Below are 20,818 nucleotides of genomic sequence, written 5' to 3'. Positions count from 1 at the left end.
GTATAAAAAACTTTTAGTTACCAGTTTGTCTCATTCAAAAACAACTCAACACAAAGATAACTCCAATTTACCGGGTTCTAAATGATAAAAATCTTAAAATAAGAGAGCGTTCCCCAAAGCAATCATCAAAAACTAATAGTGTCCTAAACATTTTCCCAAAGGGATTTCATCCCTTAAACCCTGAATTACTTTTTTGTCTTGATAGAAAAACGTAATCAAAAAAATTATTAACATGATTATTGCTGCGCTCGACAATATCCAAGCAAGCTTGATATTGTTCTAACTAAACGCAATAATTCAAGACTTAGCCAGCTATCGCTCTAAAAACTAATAAACCAATCCAACGCTGGACATTATAAAAACTAATTCATAGATTTACAATCAGATAGTGCTGACAAGTTATGCCCATTTTTTATTAACCCTTAAATAAATTGTCATGTTAAAAATGATTCTGTCCGGGGCACTCGGACATGATGCCGAAATCAGAGAAGTAGGCAAAAAGAAAGCCATTAACTTTGATGTTGCCGTCTCCATGGACTACAAAGACCAACAGGGAAACAAGGTGGAACGTACCGAGTGGGTACGGGCTGTATTGTGGAAAAATGACGGACAAAGTACCAAAGTAGCAGAATTTCTTACCAAAGGAAAGAAAGTTCTGATTGAAGGCGTCCCTGCCAGCGAAGGCTACAAAGGAAAAGATGGTGACATCAAATCTGCGCTAAGTATCAACGTTAAAGACCTGGAGTTGATCAAGTAAGGAGAAAACAGCGTGATGACCTTTATTTGTAGAATTACAGGTCTTTACACGAGGATTCCTGCATTACATAACTGATCAAAAAAGGCTGTCTGTACCAGATGGCCTTTCTTTTAAACTCTTCGCAACCAGTTTACCAATGAAAACAACAGATACCCTAACACCGTAAAAGCAATTCCTCCAATTCCAAAGAAAAGCAAAGACACAGCACCTATCAGAATTAACAGATACCGCGACAGGTTTCGTTGAAAATGAAAGTCTTTAAATTTCAAAGAGAACATTGGTATTTCACTAACCAGCAAAGCACAAAACACCGCAATAACCGGAAGCACAAACCAGGGAGTCGCCAGCATCTCCCAATCTCCTCCTCTTACATAAACAAGGTAAATCAACGACACGGAAAACATTCCTGTGGCGGTCGTCGTAAGTCCCAGGAAGGATTCCGTCTGGCGTGTATCAATATTGAACTTAGCCAGCCTGAGAGCCGAAAAAACAGCCAGCACAAAAGGCGCCAGCAATAACAGCCGGGTAACAAAATCATGAGCAAAAAAGCTAAAGGTCCAACTTCCTGTCAGCCCAAAATGTAAAAGACTCATATAAGCAGCCGCAGGAGCAAGACCAAAACTAATGAGATCAGCCAGAGAGTCCAGTTCCTTGCCTATATCACTGTAAGCTTTCAGCATGCGAGCTGCAAAACCGTCGGTAAAATCAAAAAACGCGGCAATAAGGATACACCAGGCAGTAAGATCCGGACGTCCCTGAAAAGCCAGCATCATACCTGTGGCACCAAAAAACAAGTTCAAACTGGTCAACGTATTGGGAACAAACTGAAGAATTCTCATAAAACATCTATTTTAACACAAAAGTAAGGATTTTCGACGACTATGCATCTCTGTCGAAATATCCCCGACTTTAACAAACTTTCCGGGTATGTTATTTTAATGTAAATTTTGCTTGTGCCTGTAACCATCCTCTCCTTAAATTTGTATAATTGCAACATCCTCCCTTACCAATGTTTTTCAACCTAAAATTTAAGCGCATGTTAATTAAATGGACTGAAGACCTTTCGGTAGGTCATGAAACCCTGGATCAGGAACACCAGAAGTGGATCGCAATTTTGAACGATTTTTATCAGGGATTAAAAGATGGTAAGTCGAAGGAGAAATTAATTGAACTGGTAGTTGCCATGCTCGATTACACAAAATATCACTTTGCCAGTGAGGAGAAGTATATGAAATCCATCAACTTCCCGGACTTCGATGAGCATAAAGAAAAACACGACTTTTATGTAACTAAAATAACAGAATTTCATGACAAAATTAAAGAAGGAAAGATGATTTTGTCACTGGAGGTTACCAATTTTCTGAAAACATGGCTTATCAACCACATTAAAGGCACGGACCAGAATTACGCCAGATTTGCCAATAATATTTAACCAGACAAACACTTAAGTACAACCTTTATGCTACAATGGAGTGAAGAATATTTCCTTAACCAACCACAAATAGACAGTGAACACCAGAGCCTTTTTCAATTACTGAACGATTTCTACCAGGGGCTGGCAGACGGCAGCTCAAAAGAAAAGCTGGCAGGTCTGATAAAGGGACTTTTGGATTACGCAAAAGTACATTTCGCCAATGAAGAAGAGTATATGCGCTCCATACAGTTTCCGGGTCTGGAAAGACATCAAAAGGAACACAGGGAGTTCATTGAGAAAGCAACAGAATTCTATGAGAAGTTTACCACCGGAAAAATGCTCTTGTCTATTGAGGTAACAAACTTTATCAAAAACTGGATTTCCAATCACATTAAAGCTGAAGATAAACAATACGCGCGACATGCCGGACTTTAGGCTTTATCCCGTAGCAGGAAAAATTATCAGTAAAAAATTTGATTTTATCTCAAAAGCACCTATTTTTGCATCATATTATTATCAAAAAAGCGAAAAAAATATGATTTTTTCCGTACATCATCATGCTCATCATCATTTCTACCTCACGTAGCGAGGGTGGGCTGGTTGTACTATGCAATAATATAACTTTAAAAGGCTTACCTCGTTGGGTAAGCCTTTTTTGTTTTCCAACGAGGATTATTAAGCTGAAAATTAAAAACTTACAATACTATGGAAACAAGATTAAGAATTGCACTACAAAAAAAAGGACGTTTATTTGAAGACAGCCGTGACCTGCTTAAGGAAGCCGGCATAAAATTCAACCTTGGCAACGGACGCCTGGTAGCATCTGCCACCAAATTTCCAATGGAAGTTTTATTCCTCCGCGACGATGACATTCCGCAAACGGTGGCCGACGGGGTTGCAGACATTGGCATCGTGGGACAAAATGAGTTGCTGGAGAAAGGATTCAACCTGACCACCGAAAAAAAATTGGGTTTCAGCAAATGCCGACTCTCCCTTGCTATTCCTAAAGAGCAGGAATACACCGGTCTTTCGTGGTTCGAAAACAAGAAGATAGCCACCTCCTACCCCGAAATCCTCAAAAAGTTCTTTTCCGATAAGAAAATCAACGCCGAAATCCATGAAATTGCCGGTTCGGTTGAGATCGCCCCGGGAATAGGACTCGCCGATGCCATCTTTGACATTGTGAGCTCCGGAAGTACGTTGGTAGCCAATCACCTTAAAGAAGTAGAAAAAGTAATGGATTCGGAGGCAGTTCTGGTATCTAACGGTAATCTTTCTCCTGAAAAAAGGGCTATTCTGGATCAAATGATTTTCAGAATAAATGCCGTAATGGCCTCCAACAACAACAAATACATCCTGCTGAATGCGCCCAATGAGAATCTGGAAAAAATCATTGAAATTCTACCGGGAATGAAAAGCCCCACTGTCCTGCCTTTGGCACAGGAAGGCTGGAGCAGCGTTCACTCCGTTATTAAGGAAGACCATTTCTGGGATGTAATAGGCCAACTAAAAGAAAACGGTGCCCAGGGAATTTTGATTATTCCCATCGAGAAAATGATATTATAGACAATTAATTTCCCTGAATCCATGGAAATAGTAAAATATCCGGCCCGGGAACAATGGCAGCAACTGACCACCCGGGCCATCAGCAACCAACAGGAAGTTATAGAGAAAATTCGCCCTGTTCTGGCAGCTGTTCGAAAAGAGAAAGACCAGGCACTCAGAGCATACACCTCCCAATTCGATGGTGTGAACATTAAATCTTTCAGAGTTAGTGAAGAAGAGATCCGACAGGGTTGCCTGAATGTCAGCAGTCAACTCAAAGGAGCCATCAACGAGGCAGTCAGAAACATCCGAAAGTTTCATGAGAATCAGAAGCATACAGTTAAAAAAGTCGAGACAGCTCCCGGCGTTGTATGCTGGCAGCGCAGCACTGCCATAGAAAAAGTTGGTTTATACATCCCCGGTGGATCGGCTCCTCTTTTTTCTACCGTGTTAATGCTTGCCATACCCGCTTCCATTGCGGGTTGTAAAGAAATTGTGCTCTGCACGCCACCCGACAAACAGGGAAACATACACCCGGCCATTTTATTTGCGGCTCACCTTACGGGAATAACCAGCATATTTAAAGTTGGAGGAGCCCAGGCAATTGCAGCGATGGCCTATGGAACAGAAACAATTCCGGCGGTGGACAAAATTTTCGGACCGGGAAACAGCTTTGTCACAGCGGCAAAACAGCTGGTAACGCTTGATGGAACAGCCATTGATATGCCGGCCGGACCTTCGGAAGTGGAAGTAATGGCAGATGCCTCTGCCAACGCTGGTTTTGTTGCCTCAGATCTGCTTTCACAAGCCGAACACGGTCCCGACAGCCAGGCGATACTGGTCACTGACTCCGAGAAATTAATTGCGGAAGTTCAGACTCAGATTGCAAAACAACTGGAATTGTTACCCAGAGCCGAGACCACAAAAAAAGCACTGGAGCACAGCAGATTAATCCTGCTTAAAGATCAGCAAGAAATGCTTGACTTCACGAATCTTTACGCGCCGGAACACCTGATTCTTTCAGTACGAAACTATGCTGATGTGGCCGAAAAAATCAACAATGCAGGCTCTGTGTTTCTGGGTAATTACACCCCGGAAAGTGCAGGTGATTACGCCTCCGGAACCAATCACACACTCCCCACGTATGGCTACGCGCGTGCCTATAGCGGGGTTAACCTCGATAGTTTCTGCAAAAAAATCACCTTTCAGGAAATCTCAGAGGAAGGGCTGCAAAAGCTGGGCCCGGTAATCGAAGTTATGGCTGAGGCAGAAGAACTGGAAGCTCACAAAATGGCCGTATCCATGAGATTAAGCACCCTCAACAAGCAATAAACCAGTCGCCCAAACAAACATCAAGATGATCAAACATCTTACTAAACAAGTTTAATTCTGCAAAAAATGAATTCAATAAACGAGTTATTGCGCCCCAACATACGTGATCTAAAGCCCTATTCCTCCGCACGCGATGAATTCAGCGGGGAAGCTGCCGTATTTCTGGATGCCAATGAAAATCCATTCAACGCACCGTTCAACAGATACCCCGACCCCTATCAACGTGAATTAAAGAAACGAATAGCCGCGATCAAAGAGATTTCTGCAGAAAACATTTTTCTGGGGAATGGAAGTGATGAAGCCATTGATATTGCCATCAGGGCCTTTTGCGAACCCGGGAAAGACAATATAGTCTCCATCTCTCCAACTTATGGGATGTATCAGGTTGCCGCAGACATCAACAACATTGACGTCAAAAAAGTGCTGCTCACACCTGATTTCGAACTGGACGCAGAGGCACTGCTTAAAGCTGCAGATGAACACACAAAAATTATTTTTCTCTGCTCACCTAACAATCCTACCGGAAACTGTTTTTCCCCACAAGAGGTCAAAAAAATACTGGATGAATTCAATGGCATTGTGGTGCTGGATGAGGCATACATCGATTTCGCCCCTGACAAAAGCTGGCTGACCAGACTGACACAATACCCTAACCTGATCATCCTTCAAACATTTTCCAAGGCATGGGGAATGGCAGGCATCAGATTGGGCATGGCTTTTGCCAAAGACGAAATAATAAACGTGTTTAGCAAGATAAAATATCCTTACAACGTTAATATTTTAACCCAGCAAAAAGCATTGGAACTGCTCTCCGACAACGACACCATGAAAAGATGGGTAAAAGAACTACTTGAAGAGAGAACCAGGCTCATAGAGACACTAAAAACCAAAGACTTCGTAAAAAAAGTTTACCCCACCGATGCCAACTTTGTACTGATAAAGACCCCTGAACCTAAGAAAATTTATAATTATCTTGTGGCCAGAAAGATTATTGTCCGCGACCGCTCTAATGTAGCTCTCTGCGAAGGATGTCTCCGTATTACGGTAGGAACTCCGGAGGAAAACCGGGAGTTAATTGAAGCACTGGATGGTTTATCATAAACAAGCGATTATGCGCATCATTTTTTCCACACTAATTTTCATAACCGGAATGCTGAACACCATGTCACAAGATCGATCCATTCCGTTATATCAGGGCAATCCTCCGGGAAACAAGACTCAGGATACAGAAGAAACATGGACCACCTCGGCAAGCGGGTCTGCCATTGTTACCAACGTCACGGTACCGGAATTATGGTTTTTTGATTCCAAGTGCAAACAACCCGCACCGGCCATCATCATTTGTCCCGGTGGAGGTTATCAATATCAGGCATACGAACATGAAGGCAAGCAGGTTGCCAAGTGGTTATCGCAATTGGGATATCAGGCATTTGTTCTGAAGTACAGACTTCCTGATGAATTACTTTTTGATCAGGCAACCACTATTCCGCTCACCGATGCCCTGCAAGCCATTGCCTCCATCCGTAAAAATGCTTCACAACTGGGAGTTGACTCAACAAAAGTCGGCATCATGGGATTTTCAGCAGGAGGGCATCTGGCAGCTTCAGCCTCCAACCTGTTCAAGCTTGACCTCCCCTTAGGCAGCGTCACAGGGAATGCAAGACCCGACTTCTCCATTCTGATGTATCCCGTCATTTCCATGAGTGATGACCTGACCCATCAGGGATCCAGAGAAGCCCTTTTGGGGAAACAACCCGATGAGAAACAGATTGATCTTTTTTCCCTGGAAAAACAGGTTACACCTGAAACACCGCCTGCCTTCATTCTTCATGCCCAAGATGATGGCTCTGTTCCGGTAGAAAACACAAAACAATATGCCGAAGCACTACGAAAAGCCAATGTTCCCGTTCAGGAAATAATATTGCCCCGGGGAGGCCATGGCTTCGGGTTCAGAAAAGAAAGTCCTGCCTTTGAGTGGACCCGGCATCTGGAAAAATGGCTGAAGAACTTATAATTTATCCTTTTGTTTAATTTGGAATAAACCATAAAACAATGAGCACTCAACCGGCTTTAAAAAGAGTACTATTTATCGATCGCGACGGAACCATCATAAAAGAACCTCCCTCAGATTACCAGGTGGACAGTCTGGAAAAACTGGAATTTTACCCCGGAGCAATAACAGCTCTCAACAGGATTGTCAAAGACCTCGACTTTGAACTTGTAATGGTAACCAATCAGGATGGACTGGGAACCAGCTCTTTTCCGGAGGAGACCTTTTGGCCGGCACAAAACAGGATGCTCAACACATTGGAGGGAGAAAGTATAAAGTTTGCCAACATCCACATCGACAAATCTTTCCCGGAGGACAATGCTCCGACCCGAAAGCCCGGGACAGCCATGCTTAGTGAGTACATGAACGGCCATTACGACCTGCAAAATTCTTTCGTAATCGGCGACCGCATTACCGACATCGAACTGGCAAAAAACCTGGGATGTAAAGGAATCTTTTTGAAAAGCAAAGCCGAGGCTGAAGAGGAATTGAACAAGCAAAATCTTAAAGAATACTGTGCTCTTTATTCAGAAGAGTGGGAAGAGATTGTCAGCTTCCTGTTCGTAAAAGAACGTACCGCGTCTGTTGAGAGAAACACCTCCGAAACCAAGATCCGGATTAACCTGAATCTCGACGGCACAGGAAAATGCAACATACACACCGGGCTCTCCTTCTTCGACCACATGCTGGAGCAAATAGGCCGACATTCGGGCTGCGACCTGGATATTCGGGTTGATGGCGATTTACATGTGGATGAGCACCACACCATTGAAGATACTGCATTGGCCCTGGGCGAGGCGTTTAAAAAAGCACTGGGTGATAAAAGAGGTATTGAGCGGTATGGTTTTTCGCTTCCCATGGATGACTGCATGGCGCATGTTGCTCTTGATTTCGGAGGACGTCCGTGGCTGGTTTGGAAAACCAAATTTAAACGGGAAAAAGTAGGCGATTTACCCACCGAAATGTTTATGCACTTTTTCAAAAGCTTCTCTGATGCTGCAGCTGCAAACCTTTACATTAAAGCCAAAGGGAAAAATGAACACCATAAAATTGAAGCAATCTTCAAAGGCCTTGCCCGGGCATTGAAAGCGGCCATCAATAAGGATTACCTCAACAATCAACTACCCAGCACCAAAGGGAGCCTTTAGATTGTAAGCATTCACCAAAGACAAAACAAACAGCCCGACTCTTGACAAACCAGGAAGCGGGCTTTATTTTTAAAAGAAAACAACAATCATGAAAAAAAGCAACATCACACAATCTTCCTCCTTTTCTTTCCTGATGCCGTTATTCGTTGCAATGGGGCTGCTCGCCATTTCTGTCACCTCATGCAAAACCACTAAAAAGACAAATGTACCTGACCAGCAGGTTGAATTAAAAAAACAAGATCACGAAACATCTGAGGATTCCACCGAATATGAACTCATCATAATGGATTCGCGGTTTCAGTCATGGCTCGCCACCCAGCCATCGGCCAACTTCTACTCACAGTCCTATTACGAGAACTGGAACCACCGCTATGTCACTGAATGGAACCACAGGCACAGCAACCCCATTCAATACGGAGATTTTTATCAGACTCGCATTGATTATGACCAAAACACAGATTATGGTCTGGAGTTGAATTACAAGTTGTATTATTATTTCCGTTTTATCGAAAAGGAATATGGCATAGTGCTCGTTCCCCGCGGAAAATAATGGACAGTATAATATCAATAGATGGTTAGAGGTTAGATCTTGGAGGTTAGAGGCTGGAAGTTAAGACTGGAGGTTAGAGGTTAGAGAAATCGTATAACATTGAGATTCTGAATTTTATCAAAACATCCGGTTTAACTTTCAGATCTTTGAAAAAGCTTAACAGCGTATTGTAATATAATACCACATTCATAAAAATCCTTTTAAAAGTCTCCAAATATTAACTAAATTTGGAGTTTTGAGACGATTACAGTCTTACCACAACTAATTGTTAAACCTAAACCCATAAGCTTATGGCGTTTTTAGAAGCCAGTGGCATCGTAAAGCGATTTGCCAATCACCTGGCCCTTAATGATGTAAACATTTCCGTGCCTGAAAACAGCATTTATGGACTGCTGGGACCAAACGGCGCAGGAAAAACAACCTTAATCCGGATTATCAACAAAATCACAGGTCCTGATGAAGGAACACTTATGCTTGACGGAAAACCGCTTCGCAGTTCCGACATCATGAAAATAGGCTATCTGCCCGAGGAGCGGGGCCTGTACAAAAAAATGAAAGTTGGTGAACAAGCGGTCTATCTGGCCCGCCTAAAAGGACTCTCCAGAAATGACGCCCTCAAACGTCTGAAGTACTGGTTCGAGAAATTTGAGATCCAGCCCTGGTGGGATAAAAAGGTAGAGGAACTATCCAAAGGAATGGCCCAAAAAGTTCAGTTCATCGTAACCATTCTTCATGAACCTCAATTGCTAATTTTCGATGAGCCATTCAGCGGTTTCGACCCCGTGAATGCCACATTGCTCAAGGAAGAAATTCTTGAGCTCAAGCAAAAAGGGGCTACTATTATCTTTTCCACCCACAACATGGCTTCTGTTGAAGAGTTGTGCGATCACATCACGCTCATCAACAATGGCAAGGCCATGATTGAAGGACGGACAGAGCAGATTCGAAGAGGTTATCGTCAGAACCTTGTAAACATCGAATTCTCGGGACAACGTGAAGAGGTCGAAAAAATTCTGAATGACAACTTTGAGCTTCGCAACCTGAATTCCGTAAAAGACCATTTCGAAGCACAGGTAAAGATGACCGAAGGTCAATCTCTGAACAATGTTCTTTCGGGCATTATCGGACATTGCACGATCCACAGTTGTCAGGAGTTACTCCCCGGCATGAACGATGTTTTTATACAGGTAGTTAACCAAAAAGAACAACCTTCCCAAAATCAGAAATCATGAGCAAAATATCGCTAATTATAGAAAGGGAATATCTCTCCCGTGTCCGCAAGAAGAGTTTTATCATCATGTCCATTCTTGGCCCTGTTTTATTTGCGGCCATGATGGTTGTTCCGGCCTGGCTGGCATCTATGGAGGACGATGAAGTAAAGACCATTGCGGTCATTGACCACACTAATCTATACTCCGGACAAATTGAAAACACAGAATTGCTGAAGTTCGATTTTCTGGACGAAGGATCTGAAGAGGAGGTTCGAACCAACTTCAAAGAATCCGGATATTATGCCTACCTGGTTATTCAGGACAATTTGCTTGAAAACCCGGAAGCAATCCGTCTCTATTCCGACGCACAAATCACAATGGATGCAAAAGGGTACGTTCAGCGAAGCCTGCGTGATCACTTGAAAAATCAAAAGCTTCAGACCTATGAAATGGAGGGGCTGGAGAGTATTCTTTCAGAGATCAACCAAATAAACATCGAAATTCCAACCGTAAAAATCGGAGAAGACGGAAGTGAGAAGCAAAGTTCTGCAGAACTGACCATGTTTGTCAGCATGGCCTTTGCATTCCTCTCGTATATGTTTATTTTTATTTACGGAACGCAGGTAATGCGGGGAGTCATGGAAGAAAAGACCTCCCGCATTGTAGAAGTTATTGTCTCTTCGGTAAAACCATTCCAGCTGATGATGGGCAAAATCCTGGGCATAGCCATGGTGGCACTGACACAGATTCTACTCTGGGTGGTGCTTACCATACTGATTGTAACCGGTGTAAAGGCAGCATTTTTCCCCGATTCAGAGATGCCTTCAGGGACACAGGCCCAAATAGAAATGATGCAGGATCAGAACCCTGAAGCTGCGGAACAAATAGCTTCCATGGAAGATGGCTTCAACTTCAACAAGATTCTGGAGATGGTAAACAGCCTGGAACCTTTAAAAACCCTGCTGCTGTTCATATTCTATTTCTTTGGTGGATACCTTCTTTATTCGGCACTTTTTGCAGCTGTTGGAGGAGCTATTGACCATGAAAGTGATCAGCAACAATTTATGCTTCCGGTGACCATTCCCATCATCATATCCCTTTATGTGGCCATGATGACTTTCCGAAATCCCGGCAGTGATGTAGCATTCTGGTTCAGTATGATACCTTTCACTTCTCCCATAGTAATGATGGCGCGGATTCCGTTTGACGTACCACTTTGGGAGCTTTTGCTCTCCATGGCATTACTTATAGGCGGGTTTATAGCCACCACCTGGTTTGCAGGAAAAATCTACCGCGTAGGAATTCTCATGTACGGCAAAAAGGTCGATTACAAAGAGCTGTGGAAATGGTTCAGGTATTCGGGTGATTAAAAAAACAAAAACAGAAGACACGAAAGGGGGCTGTCCAAAATGTATTGGACAGCCCCTCTTCATTTTCTTAAATCCCTTTCCGAAATCAGTTATCCAAAACAAACTTCACTCCAAATGATATAATATTCGCAGAAAGTCCATCCGAGCGATCATAATGACTGAACTTACTCCAAATATTTTTCAACCCTAAGTGGCTCAAGTGCATTCGGGTAAATATATCTGAATAGCGAACTCCAATACTGTATTGACTAGAATGAAAAACGGACAGGTCATAGTCAGAAGTATAGTATTGCTGTGAAGATAAATGTTCTTCATATCCGGCAAAATAATCCACAGCCGTTTGCGAATAATATCTGAATGCCGGTGAGACAGTAAAACCACGAAATACTTTGACCGGTAATTCAACCTCAACAGTATGAGCATCCATCCCCCAGTCGTCTAAATAATATCTGTAATAAGAACGCAAAACAAAAGTATTGCTGATATAATAATTGACTCTTGCTCCGAAAGGAGTTTTTAATCTTGTACCAGGCATTTGCTCAACATCATCGGCAAGTTGGTAAACTCCCCTGTTGTCCACGGAGGTGTATTTTGAAATATCAGACGCATTCCCAATATAATAATTCTCTCTATCTGAAAAATAGATCCGGTGATAAGGAGTGGAAAGCAAACCGTCCTGCCGGATAACATCAAAGAAAACAGAAGCCTGCAATCTTTTACTCAAGATTTGGGAAAAAGACAGCGACATAGAATAGGAATTTCTGCCAGAACTTGAGAACGATCTGAAAGATGAAGGATTGTATAAGGTTGTTATAGTCCCCTCCTGATTTAATACATCAACCCCGTTAAAATATCCCTGATTCAGGAAACTGATCCCATAACGGTCATATTCATGAAGTTCGGTCGGATAAATTGGACGCCAGGTATCCAGATACACTTGTGCCTTAAGTCCAATTTCCGTGTTTTTGTCATTAAAAAGTTGTGCTATCTGCCCCCCGAAACCAATTGAAGTATAATCATATTCATTGGAAACATCTGCATTAACTCCCCAAACAAAATTCCGATTATCAGACTGATGGGCATAACTTACATGACCCGCCGCTAAAACATCACTCTGTGAAGCCCCGGAAGATGCAATCCAGGGACTTCCTGTGGGGCTTCCTTCAGAAACAGACTGGTAATAATCGTCATCATCTTCTCCTTCCGCTGAGGCTCCGGTACTATTAAACGGATTAATATTACTTGATGATGCAGAAGTATATGCAGAAATACCCACATCAAAAGTTAAAACATCATCAGCGTTCAGTGGAACCCTAACAACCAGTGTGGGAGTGCCATCAGTAAGATTTTCTGTACCTATACCTCCACCAACAGCAGAGTGCGTCCCATCCTGTGTATAATAACTCATTAGAAAATCCACTTCAGCCGATTCCAAAACTTTTCGCTTGTAGAGCAAGGTAGAGTCATTTTCCTGCGATTTCACAGGATGTAAAAAGGCTCCCAGAAATCCCAATCCAATTACGATAAATAATCTTCTCATAATATATTATTCAATTGCAACCACAACCGCCACCTGTCTTACCCCCATTAGCCCCTGCAGCTCCTTCCCGGTAAACCTGAAAATTTGTTTCAAACCGTTGAATCTCTGATGCAGAAAGCTCCATGTCAGTATCATTTATATATACCTTTTGATATTCTTTTACGGTTGTGCATCCTGTCAGCAAGACAAGAAATAAAAATAATTTAAAATACTTCATCGCAAAGAATTGGTTAAAATCCAAAAAAACACTTGATTGCATTCCATTTTATTCCTTCTGATAAGGAAGAAACAAAATCCTTAACATCTATGGTCTTTACCTCACTTACAAAAAATTACGTAACTGTTTTTCAATTAGTATTCGGAAACATCATGGCTAATTTGAATATTTCCGGATTTTAAGATCTCTCCCTCTGTTGTTACCATCACGCAATCCACTCCATCAATTTGTTGCACCAGATCAATACCAGCATCACTCCCCATCACAAAAAGAGCGGTCGAAAGAGCATCCGCCAATTCTGCCATAGGAGCAAAAACAGTAACGCTAACCAGACCATGAGTAGGATAACCGGTTCGTGGATCAATTATATGACTATACCTTTTCCCATCCAGCATTACAAACTTTTCGTAATCCCCGGAAGTCACCACAGCCCTATTTTTGATCGGAAACCAAGAAAAAACTTTATTTTTGTTCAAAGGGTTGGTAATCCCCGCCATCCACGGTTTCCCATCAGGCTGTTCTCCCCAAACAGCCAGATCTCCTGAAGCATTAATAATCCCTCCTTTAACTCCTGCATTAACCAATAACTTTTTTGCCTGATCGGCGGAATACCCTTTTCCTATAGCTCCAAAGCCTATTTTCATTCCTTTTTTCTTAAGGAATACGGACTGCTTCTCCTCGTCTAAAATAATGTTCCGGTATCCAACATTCTTTACCGATGCACTCACCTCCTCAGGGGCAGGCATTTGAATCATGGATCCATCAAATTTCCATATTCGATCCATGGCTGCGTAAGAAATATCAAAAGCTCCACTGGTGACTTTTGACAACTGCAGGCAACGTTTCAGAAAAGCGAAGAGTTCTCCACTAACCGGAACAGAATGATTGCCGGCGGCTTCATTGATTTTAGATGTCTCAGAATCCGGCCTCCATGAAGAAATAAGTTGCTCTATCCGCTCAATTTCAGCAACCGCCATATCAATATATTCAACACCTTCTTCCTCTGAAGAAGCAACCACGGAAATTTCATACCTCGACCCCATCAACTTACACACCCTTGTAAACACTTCATCATGAGAGAATACAGGAGAGGCCAAAAATAGCAGATAAAAAAGAATGAGTGCCGCTTTCAAATCTTACTCTTTTAAGGATTCTAAAATCTTAATGTATTCGGAAGGTGAAACATTTTTATAGCCAGTAGTCCCAAGCACTTGTCCACTCGAATTTAACAGCACCACCAAAGGGAAAAAACCTCTGGTATTGTATTTCTCTGCTAAAGCTTCATTTTTTTTCAATTGCTCTTTTGACAACTGGTTGCCCTTGTTTCTGGGAAAATCAGCTCTTAGCAACACATAATGGTCTTTGGAATATTCAATAAACGTTCGTGACTGCCAGATATTTCGATCAAGTTTGATACAGGGAGCACACCAATCAGAACCGGAAAAAACAAGTAATATCGGGATATCTTTTTTCTCAGAAATTACTTTTGCTTCATTAAAATCTGTCAACCAATTTTGAGCTTGAATACCATTTACGAATATTACAATAACAAAAAGGGAGAATATTATTCGCTTCATAGAATATAAAATTATTAAATAACCTTTCTTAACTCTTCGCAAAAAAGCAACGCAAACACTGCATTTCTTTAAAAACCTAATACTTAGAAAATAATGGCAATCTAATTCAGGAACTAAAAAAATCTAAGATAATTTATTGCCACATCTCCCTTATGTCTATTTCAACTAATAAAAATCAAGTAAAAAGCTCAATAAAATGAACAATTGTCTAACGGAAATTCAGTTGTTTTGTTGCCAAATTAACAGAAACTTAATATTGGACAATTTGGGAGACTCCATTGCCGTCAAAATATAGCAGCCAATCATCTCCCAACAAAATGATTATTTGTAACTTTGAACTCAGTAATAGGAGAAAAACATGAAGCACAACCGAATTGCCATAATAGACCTGGGGACCAACACATTCAATCTGTTGATAACCGAAGTTGCCGAAAACGGGACTTACAATATTCTTTTGGAATCCAAGAATCCCGCAAAATTGGGTAAAGGCGGTATCCATAAAGCCACCATAACCTCTGAGGCAATGGAAAGAGGTATAGAAGCACTTAAATCCCACCTGATTACCATTTCCGATTATCAGGTCGAGAGCATCTTTTGCTTTGCTACCTCCGCAATCCGGAGTGCAAATAACGGTCAGGAATTTGTAAAAAGGGTGAAAAATGAATTGGGCCTTACCATCCGCATCATTCAGGGAGATGAGGAAGCCCAAACGATTTTTGACGGAGTCCGACAGGTCTATCCGCTGGATGAGGAATACATTCTGATTATGGATATAGGGGGCGGCAGTATTGAGTTTATCATTGCCAATCGGTTCGGGGTTGCCTGGAAGCAAAGTTTTGAATTGGGTGTTGCCCGTTTGCTGGAACAATTTACACCATCCGATCCCATCAAAGAGGCTGAAATAAAGGTCATTCAAAAACATCTGAAGAAAGAACTGGAAATGCTTTTTGAGGCCGTCAAACAATTTCCTGTAAAGAAAATGGTTGGCTCATCCGGATCGTTTGATACGCTGGCAGCTCTGCTCTCCAGAAAATTCTACCCTTTACTGGATATTTCTAAACTTACCTCCCTGTTCCTGGAGCCCAAACGTCTGATGCTGGTACATAAAGAACTAATGGCATCAAACTCCGATGAACGAAAAGTGATGCCGGGGATGGAACCACACCGGGTGGACAGCATCGTGCCTGCCAGTATCATTGTAAAATTCATTACCGAAGAGTTAAAAATTAAAGAAATATGGCAGTGCTCATTCGCACTCAAAGAAGGGGCCATTCTTCAGATAATCTCAAGTCAACTGTAATAAACATCTCTTAAACATGTCCAAAATACTTGTCATTGACGACCAAAAAAGCATTCGAAATACACTAAAAGACATTCTGGAGTACGAAAAGCACGAAGTTGTGCTGGCCGAAAACGGAGCTGAAGGGCTGGAACAATTTTCCGGCGCAAAATTCGATGTGGTTTTGCTAGATATCAAGATGCCGGAAATGGACGGCATGGAAGTACTGGACAAAATGATGCAGACAGCACCCGACATCCCCGTCATCATGATTTCGGGACACGGAAATATTGACACTGCAGTTGAAGCAATCAAAAAAGGGGCCTACGACTTTATTGAAAAACCACTTGACCTGAACAGGCTCCTGGTTACCATTAAAAATGCCATCGACAAAAAAGAACTGGTATCAGAAACAAAAGTTTTGCGCCGAAAAGTGAGTAAAACTTTTGATATGATTGGCGAATCAGAACCCATAATGCAAATAAGGGAGATGATTGATAAGGTAGCCCCCACCGACGCCCGCGTTCTAATCACCGGTCAAAACGGAACAGGCAAAGAACTGGTTGCAAGGTGGTTGCATGAAAAAAGCAATCGTGCTGCACAACCTTTTATTGAAGTAAACTGCGCCGCCATACCATCCGAGCTCATTGAGAGCGAGTTGTTTGGACATGAAAAAGGAGCATTTACCTCAGCCCACAAACAACGAAAAGGAAAATTTGAGCAAGCCAATGGTGGCACAATATTTCTCGACGAGATAGGAGACATGAGCCTGGCTGCACAAGCCAAGGTACTCAGAGCATTGCAGGAAAATGTAATCTCCAGGGTGGGAAGCGACAAAGACATCAAAGTGGATGTCCGTATTCTCGCTGCCACCAACAAAAACCTGCAGGATGAAATAAAAGAGTCGCGGTTCAGGGAGGACCTCTATCATCGCCTGAGTGTCATCATCATACAGGTACCCACACTCAATGAGCGAAAAGACGACATCCCTTTGCTCACAGATCACTTCAACAGCTTGATATGCAAGGAGCTGGGCGTTCAACCCAAAAGTTTTGATGAATCGGCAGTGAAAGAGTTACAGAAAATAAACTGGACAGGTAATATCCGGGAATTCAGAAATGTCATTGAGCGATTAATCATTTTAGGCAATGATGGCATCTCAGCGAAAGACGTCCAGACTTATGCAATGCCACTGGCATAAGAAACCATCTCAAAACAAGTTTAGTCCTTCATTATCGTCGAAGCATCCATATACCAGATGTCTCCGGAACCGTTTCCCGGTCCCAACAACCATTTTTTTATGGTGGAGTACTTTAATTGCCGGGGAATTTTACGAGTCACAGAGCTGGAAAAAATCAACAATTTCCCATCAGCAGTAAACATCGGGCAACATTCATAGGCAGCAGTGTTCACTTTACTCCCCAGACTTAATACCTCACTCCAGGCCCCTTCTGATTTGTAGGAGACATATAAATCAGAGGTTCCCGCTCCTCCGGGACGTGGGGAACTAAAAACCAAACATTTACCATCCGGAGATATGGCCGGATCCCGCTCAGGATAACCGGAATTTACCGTCTCCGGGAGTTTTTCCACCTCCCCCCAATCTCCGTGCATATCTGACTGAACACGGAAAATATCAAGAGCATTTTCATCAAGTGTAATAGTTCCACCATCGTAGTCAGCGCTAAAATAAACCGTTCCACGATGGTCAACAGAAACCGAAACTTCATTCCGATTTTCGTCACTAAACTGCATTAGTTCAGGACTTGACCATTTACTTCCCGACTCTCTGCTGCACCTCCACACATTCCAATCCGTAACCAGATCCTCTTCATGCTCGGGACGATTGGAGGTAAAATAGAGAAAATTTCCATCAGGGGTAACAATGGGACTGGCATCCAAATATTCACCGGAAAAAGGAACCACCTCCGGATAGGTCCAGAACCCGTCATGAAATCTGGTCATTAAAATTGCGGAGAAAACGCCCTTCTCCATCAGACAGTAATAAAACTCATCTCCTCCAGGAGCAAGAGCTCCATAAGCTTCTCCCATTCCTGAAGAGATAAACCCAGGCGACATAAGCATAGGCTGGCTACCAACCTCCTTAGAAAAGAAGAAGTCGGAAGGTGCCCCGGCATAAGTCTGCGAAAAAAGAAAATTTGAGGAAAGGGAGAAAAGCAAAAGAAGATGTAAAAGTTTAATCATAAATAACGCTTTCAAATAAAGGATTGTACGACCAGGGATTAAAAAACACCCACACTCACCAACACTGTACACAGTGCTCAAAAATAGGTCTTTTTATCTGATTCCGAAAAGAGCCACCTCTAAACCATGGAACATATCTCAAAATTTTAATTACTTTACACAAAAAAAATGGGAAAAGACCGGCAACCTTTTATTGGCATCTTTGGCAGAAGAAACAACGGCAAAAGCACTCTGATCAACAGACTTGCGGGTCAGGAGATAGCAATCGTATCAGACATCCCGGGAACAACGACCGATCCTGTAAAAAAATCGTTTGAAATAACAGGCTTCGGACCTGTGGTTCTGGTTGACACCGCAGGCACCGATGACATCGGTGAGTTGGGAGCAAAAAGAATCTCCAGGGCCCTGCAAGCCATCGACCGAATTGACCTTGCTATTTTGATCACAACCAACAACCTGCTGGGAGAACCTGAAGAGAAACTCATTTCAGAATTCCGGAAACGGGATGTTCCCTTTCTAGTTATTCATAACAAAGAGGACCTCGTCCCTGCCAATCAAAACATTGAAAAAGAATACGTGAACAGAGGAAGTTCCGGATTCTTCAAACTGGAACCGGCACTCTCCACAGAGCCCATTATCGATGCCATACGACAAACCATACCCGAGTCAGCCTACACCACCCCCACCCTCCTTGGTGACCTCATCACACCCGGAGATATTATTTTACTCATTACACCCATCGACATTGAGGCTCCGGCAGGAAGAATGATTTTGCCCCAGGTGCAAACAATTCGAGATGTGCTGGACAATGATGCAATCTGTATCGTCCTTAAAGAAACGGAAGCAGAGCCCTTCCTTAAAAAAACAGGAATCAAGCCGGCCCTGGTTGTAACAGACTCTCAGGTCTTTGCCAAAGCAGACAAAATAACTCCTAAAAACATAAGACTAACAAGCTTTAGCATACTTTTAGCCAGATTAAAAGGGGACTTCAGTCAATACATGAAGGGCACCCCCAAAATAGACGAATTAAAAGACAATGACCGGGTATTGATTCTTGAATCATGTACACATCACGTAGCATGTGATGACATCGGACGTGAGAAAATACCTAATTGGCTAAAAACGCATACCCGGAAACAACTCTATTTTGATGTCATTGCCGGGTTGGACAACATCAAACGCCCAATCACAGACTATGCACTGATTATTCAATGCGGCGGATGCATGATTACCAGAAAACAACTTCACAACAGACTCAAGCCGGCCATTGATGCAGGAATTCCGGTTACCAATTACGGAATGGCCATCGCTTGGGTACACGGAATATATTCCAGGGCAATAGCCCCTTTTCAGAGAAAACCTAAATAGTTTCTGTCCATAAAGTACCATTTACTGCGTTACGCTTGTCCGAAAAGTACTCTTTTACGAAAAGTAAACTCCGTATTTTCGGACTTCGCAAGCCTTGCAACTGGCACTTTCTGACCAAACCCACGATAAAAAATAACCTTAACTTAGTTTATGGACAGAGACTAAATAGACAAAAAAAGGCTGTCTGAAAAGACAGCCCCTATATGTATATTCTTATATCTGATCAAGAAGTCACCGTAGAGGTTTGCCCAACGGCATTTTTGATAATACCTCTTTTCGATTCTTTGATAAAATTAATAATCTGTCCCATTTCCGGGCTGGGATCCAGATAAGCCTGCATGTATTCAATGGCCTGAGAGACATTTCGTCCCTGCTGGTACAGCGCCCGATAGATGTCATGAATGTTATCTATTTGCTCTCTGCTAAAGCCCCGACGACGCAACCCTACAACATTAATTCCCATATAAGCAGCAGGAAGCCCAAAAACTTTGGTAAAAGGAGCCACATCTGATAACACTCCACACATACCGGAAACCATGGCGTGGGCACCGATGCGACAAAACTGATGCACAGCACTCATTCCGCCGATAACGACCCAGTCTTCCAGCACAACTTCACCGGCCAACTGAACGCTATTGGCCACCACACAATGGCTGCCCACCTCTACATCATGTCCCAGGTGCGCATAAGCCATCAGCAAGGTATCATTACCGACCCGGGTAACGCCCTTGGCTGAAGTCCCACGGTTAATAGTAACATACTCACGAACCGTAACCCTGTCACCAACCTCAACGGTGCTGTACTCTCCTGCGAATTTAAGATCCTGTGGTTCTGCTGAAATAACTGCTCCGGGAAATACCTTACAATCCTTTCCGATTCTGGCTCCCGGATAGATGGTGGCATTGGCACCAATCCACGTCCCATCTCCAATTATTACATCTTTATCAATTTTAGCAAAAGCCTCAATCGTAACATTTTCTCCAATCTGTGCGTCCGGATGTATCTCCGCTTTCTTCGATATGAGTTGCTCCATTCTCAGTTTATCATTTCTGAAGGTCAGACAATTATCAATACAAAATGGCTTCCCTTAGTTAACATTTTTCAATTTTACCTTTATATATGACAACCGGGCACACAAACACACGTACGTCTGTTTTCTTTTTTTTCGACATTTACAAAGATGTAACTGATAATAAGCACTTTGAGCAGACACTAAAATATCTTTATTTCGAGGCTGCTGAGTAAGTCAGCAGGC

The 20,818-nt window shown here is 42.6% G+C and carries 21 protein-coding genes; 14 read left to right on the top strand and 7 right to left on the bottom strand.

Going from position 1 to position 20,818, the window contains the following annotated elements; genetic code table 11:
• Positions 1–436: 436 nt before the first annotated feature.
• Entirely contained in the window at positions 437–757 is a 321-nt protein-coding gene (locus BY457_RS00660) for a single-stranded DNA-binding protein (protein ID WP_106151414.1), read from the top strand.
• 110 nt (positions 758–867) lie between these two features.
• Here BY457_RS00660 and BY457_RS00655 read toward each other — a convergent pair whose 3' ends face one another.
• Positions 868–1,596, bottom strand: coding sequence for a CDP-alcohol phosphatidyltransferase family protein (locus BY457_RS00655; RefSeq protein ID WP_106151413.1), 729 nt, complete (start codon positions 1,594–1,596; stop codon positions 868–870).
• A gap of 197 nt (positions 1,597–1,793) precedes the next feature.
• Between BY457_RS00655 and BY457_RS00650 the strand changes: the two genes are divergently transcribed.
• From BY457_RS00650 to BY457_RS00605, 10 genes are all read left to right on the top strand, one after another.
• On the top strand, positions 1,794–2,189 hold the full coding sequence (locus BY457_RS00650) for a bacteriohemerythrin (protein WP_106151412.1): 396 nt from the start codon (positions 1,794–1,796) through the stop codon (positions 2,187–2,189).
• Positions 2,190–2,216: 27 nt separating this feature from the next.
• The gene (locus tag BY457_RS00645) at positions 2,217–2,606 is read left to right on the top strand and encodes a bacteriohemerythrin (RefSeq protein ID WP_106151411.1); all 390 of its coding nucleotides are present in this window, start codon (positions 2,217–2,219) and stop codon (positions 2,604–2,606) included.
• A 270-nt stretch (positions 2,607–2,876) separates the two neighbouring features.
• Positions 2,877–3,737, top strand: a complete 861-nt coding sequence (gene hisG / locus BY457_RS00640) for an ATP phosphoribosyltransferase (protein ID WP_106151410.1) — start codon at positions 2,877–2,879, stop codon at positions 3,735–3,737.
• A gap of 21 nt (positions 3,738–3,758) precedes the next feature.
• Positions 3,759–5,048 (top strand): histidinol dehydrogenase, encoded by a 1,290-nt coding sequence (gene hisD, locus BY457_RS00635; protein ID WP_106151409.1) that lies wholly within the window; start codon positions 3,759–3,761, stop codon positions 5,046–5,048.
• 66 nt (positions 5,049–5,114) lie between these two features.
• Positions 5,115–6,149, top strand: coding sequence for a histidinol-phosphate transaminase (hisC, locus tag BY457_RS00630; RefSeq protein WP_106151408.1), 1,035 nt, complete (start codon positions 5,115–5,117; stop codon positions 6,147–6,149).
• 10 nt (positions 6,150–6,159) lie between these two features.
• Positions 6,160–7,062 (top strand): alpha/beta hydrolase, encoded by a 903-nt coding sequence (locus BY457_RS00625; RefSeq protein WP_181256288.1) that lies wholly within the window; start codon positions 6,160–6,162, stop codon positions 7,060–7,062.
• Positions 7,063–7,100: 38 nt separating this feature from the next.
• A complete protein-coding gene (gene hisB, locus BY457_RS00620) occupies positions 7,101–8,246 on the top strand; it encodes a bifunctional histidinol-phosphatase/imidazoleglycerol-phosphate dehydratase HisB (protein ID WP_106151407.1) in 1,146 nt (381 codons plus the stop codon).
• Between the two features lie 88 nt (positions 8,247–8,334).
• A complete protein-coding gene (locus BY457_RS00615; RefSeq protein WP_106151406.1) occupies positions 8,335–8,796 on the top strand; it encodes a DUF6146 family protein in 462 nt (153 codons plus the stop codon).
• A 290-nt stretch (positions 8,797–9,086) separates the two neighbouring features.
• Positions 9,087–10,028, top strand: a complete 942-nt coding sequence (locus BY457_RS00610) for an ABC transporter ATP-binding protein (protein WP_106151405.1) — start codon at positions 9,087–9,089, stop codon at positions 10,026–10,028.
• Positions 10,025–11,377 (top strand): ABC transporter permease, encoded by a 1,353-nt coding sequence (locus tag BY457_RS00605; protein WP_106151404.1) that lies wholly within the window; start codon positions 10,025–10,027, stop codon positions 11,375–11,377. Before BY457_RS00610 ends, BY457_RS00605 begins: the two co-directional genes overlap by 4 nt.
• An 85-nt stretch (positions 11,378–11,462) precedes the next feature.
• On the opposite strand, the gene BY457_RS00600 is transcribed toward BY457_RS00605, so the two are convergent.
• The 4 genes from BY457_RS00600 to BY457_RS00585 all read right to left on the bottom strand — a co-directional run bounded on the left by BY457_RS00600 (position 11,463) and on the right by BY457_RS00585 (position 14,711).
• Positions 11,463–12,917, bottom strand: a complete 1,455-nt coding sequence (locus BY457_RS00600; protein ID WP_106151403.1) for a DUF3570 domain-containing protein — start codon at positions 12,915–12,917, stop codon at positions 11,463–11,465.
• Between the two features lie 10 nt (positions 12,918–12,927).
• On the bottom strand, positions 12,928–13,134 hold the full coding sequence (locus BY457_RS00595; RefSeq protein WP_106151619.1) for a DUF4266 domain-containing protein: 207 nt from the start codon (positions 13,132–13,134) through the stop codon (positions 12,928–12,930).
• A 134-nt stretch (positions 13,135–13,268) separates the two neighbouring features.
• The gene (locus BY457_RS00590) at positions 13,269–14,267 is read right to left on the bottom strand and encodes an FAD:protein FMN transferase (protein WP_219885115.1); all 999 of its coding nucleotides are present in this window, start codon (positions 14,265–14,267) and stop codon (positions 13,269–13,271) included.
• Positions 14,268–14,270: 3 nt separating this feature from the next.
• Complete coding sequence (locus BY457_RS00585; RefSeq protein ID WP_106151402.1) at positions 14,271–14,711, bottom strand: thioredoxin family protein; 441 nt, start codon at positions 14,709–14,711, stop codon at positions 14,271–14,273.
• A gap of 358 nt (positions 14,712–15,069) precedes the next feature.
• Between BY457_RS00585 and BY457_RS00580 the strand changes: the two genes are divergently transcribed.
• A complete protein-coding gene (locus BY457_RS00580) occupies positions 15,070–16,011 on the top strand; it encodes a Ppx/GppA phosphatase family protein (protein WP_106151401.1) in 942 nt (313 codons plus the stop codon).
• A gap of 16 nt (positions 16,012–16,027) precedes the next feature.
• Positions 16,028–17,191, top strand: coding sequence for a sigma-54-dependent transcriptional regulator (locus BY457_RS00575; protein WP_106151400.1), 1,164 nt, complete (start codon positions 16,028–16,030; stop codon positions 17,189–17,191).
• 20 nt (positions 17,192–17,211) lie between these two features.
• Here BY457_RS00575 and BY457_RS00570 read toward each other — a convergent pair whose 3' ends face one another.
• Positions 17,212–18,195 (bottom strand): TolB family protein, encoded by a 984-nt coding sequence (locus BY457_RS00570; RefSeq protein ID WP_106151399.1) that lies wholly within the window; start codon positions 18,193–18,195, stop codon positions 17,212–17,214.
• 168 nt (positions 18,196–18,363) lie between these two features.
• Between BY457_RS00570 and hydF the strand changes: the two genes are divergently transcribed.
• Entirely contained in the window at positions 18,364–19,563 is a 1,200-nt protein-coding gene (hydF, locus tag BY457_RS00565; RefSeq protein WP_106151398.1) for a [FeFe] hydrogenase H-cluster maturation GTPase HydF, read from the top strand.
• Between the two features lie 223 nt (positions 19,564–19,786).
• Here the strand turns inward: hydF and lpxA are convergent, their stop codons facing one another.
• Positions 19,787–20,596, bottom strand: a complete 810-nt coding sequence (lpxA, locus tag BY457_RS00560) for an acyl-ACP--UDP-N-acetylglucosamine O-acyltransferase (RefSeq protein ID WP_106151397.1) — start codon at positions 20,594–20,596, stop codon at positions 19,787–19,789.
• Positions 20,597–20,818: the final 222 nt, after the last annotated feature.

Origin of the sequence: Marinilabilia salmonicolor, from assembly GCF_003003035.1 — a bacterium.
GTDB classification, from domain to species: domain Bacteria; phylum Bacteroidota; class Bacteroidia; order Bacteroidales; family Marinilabiliaceae; genus Marinilabilia; species Marinilabilia salmonicolor_A.
Note: the sequence above shows the minus strand (reverse complement) of the source record. Positions and strands in the feature narration are given on the sequence as shown.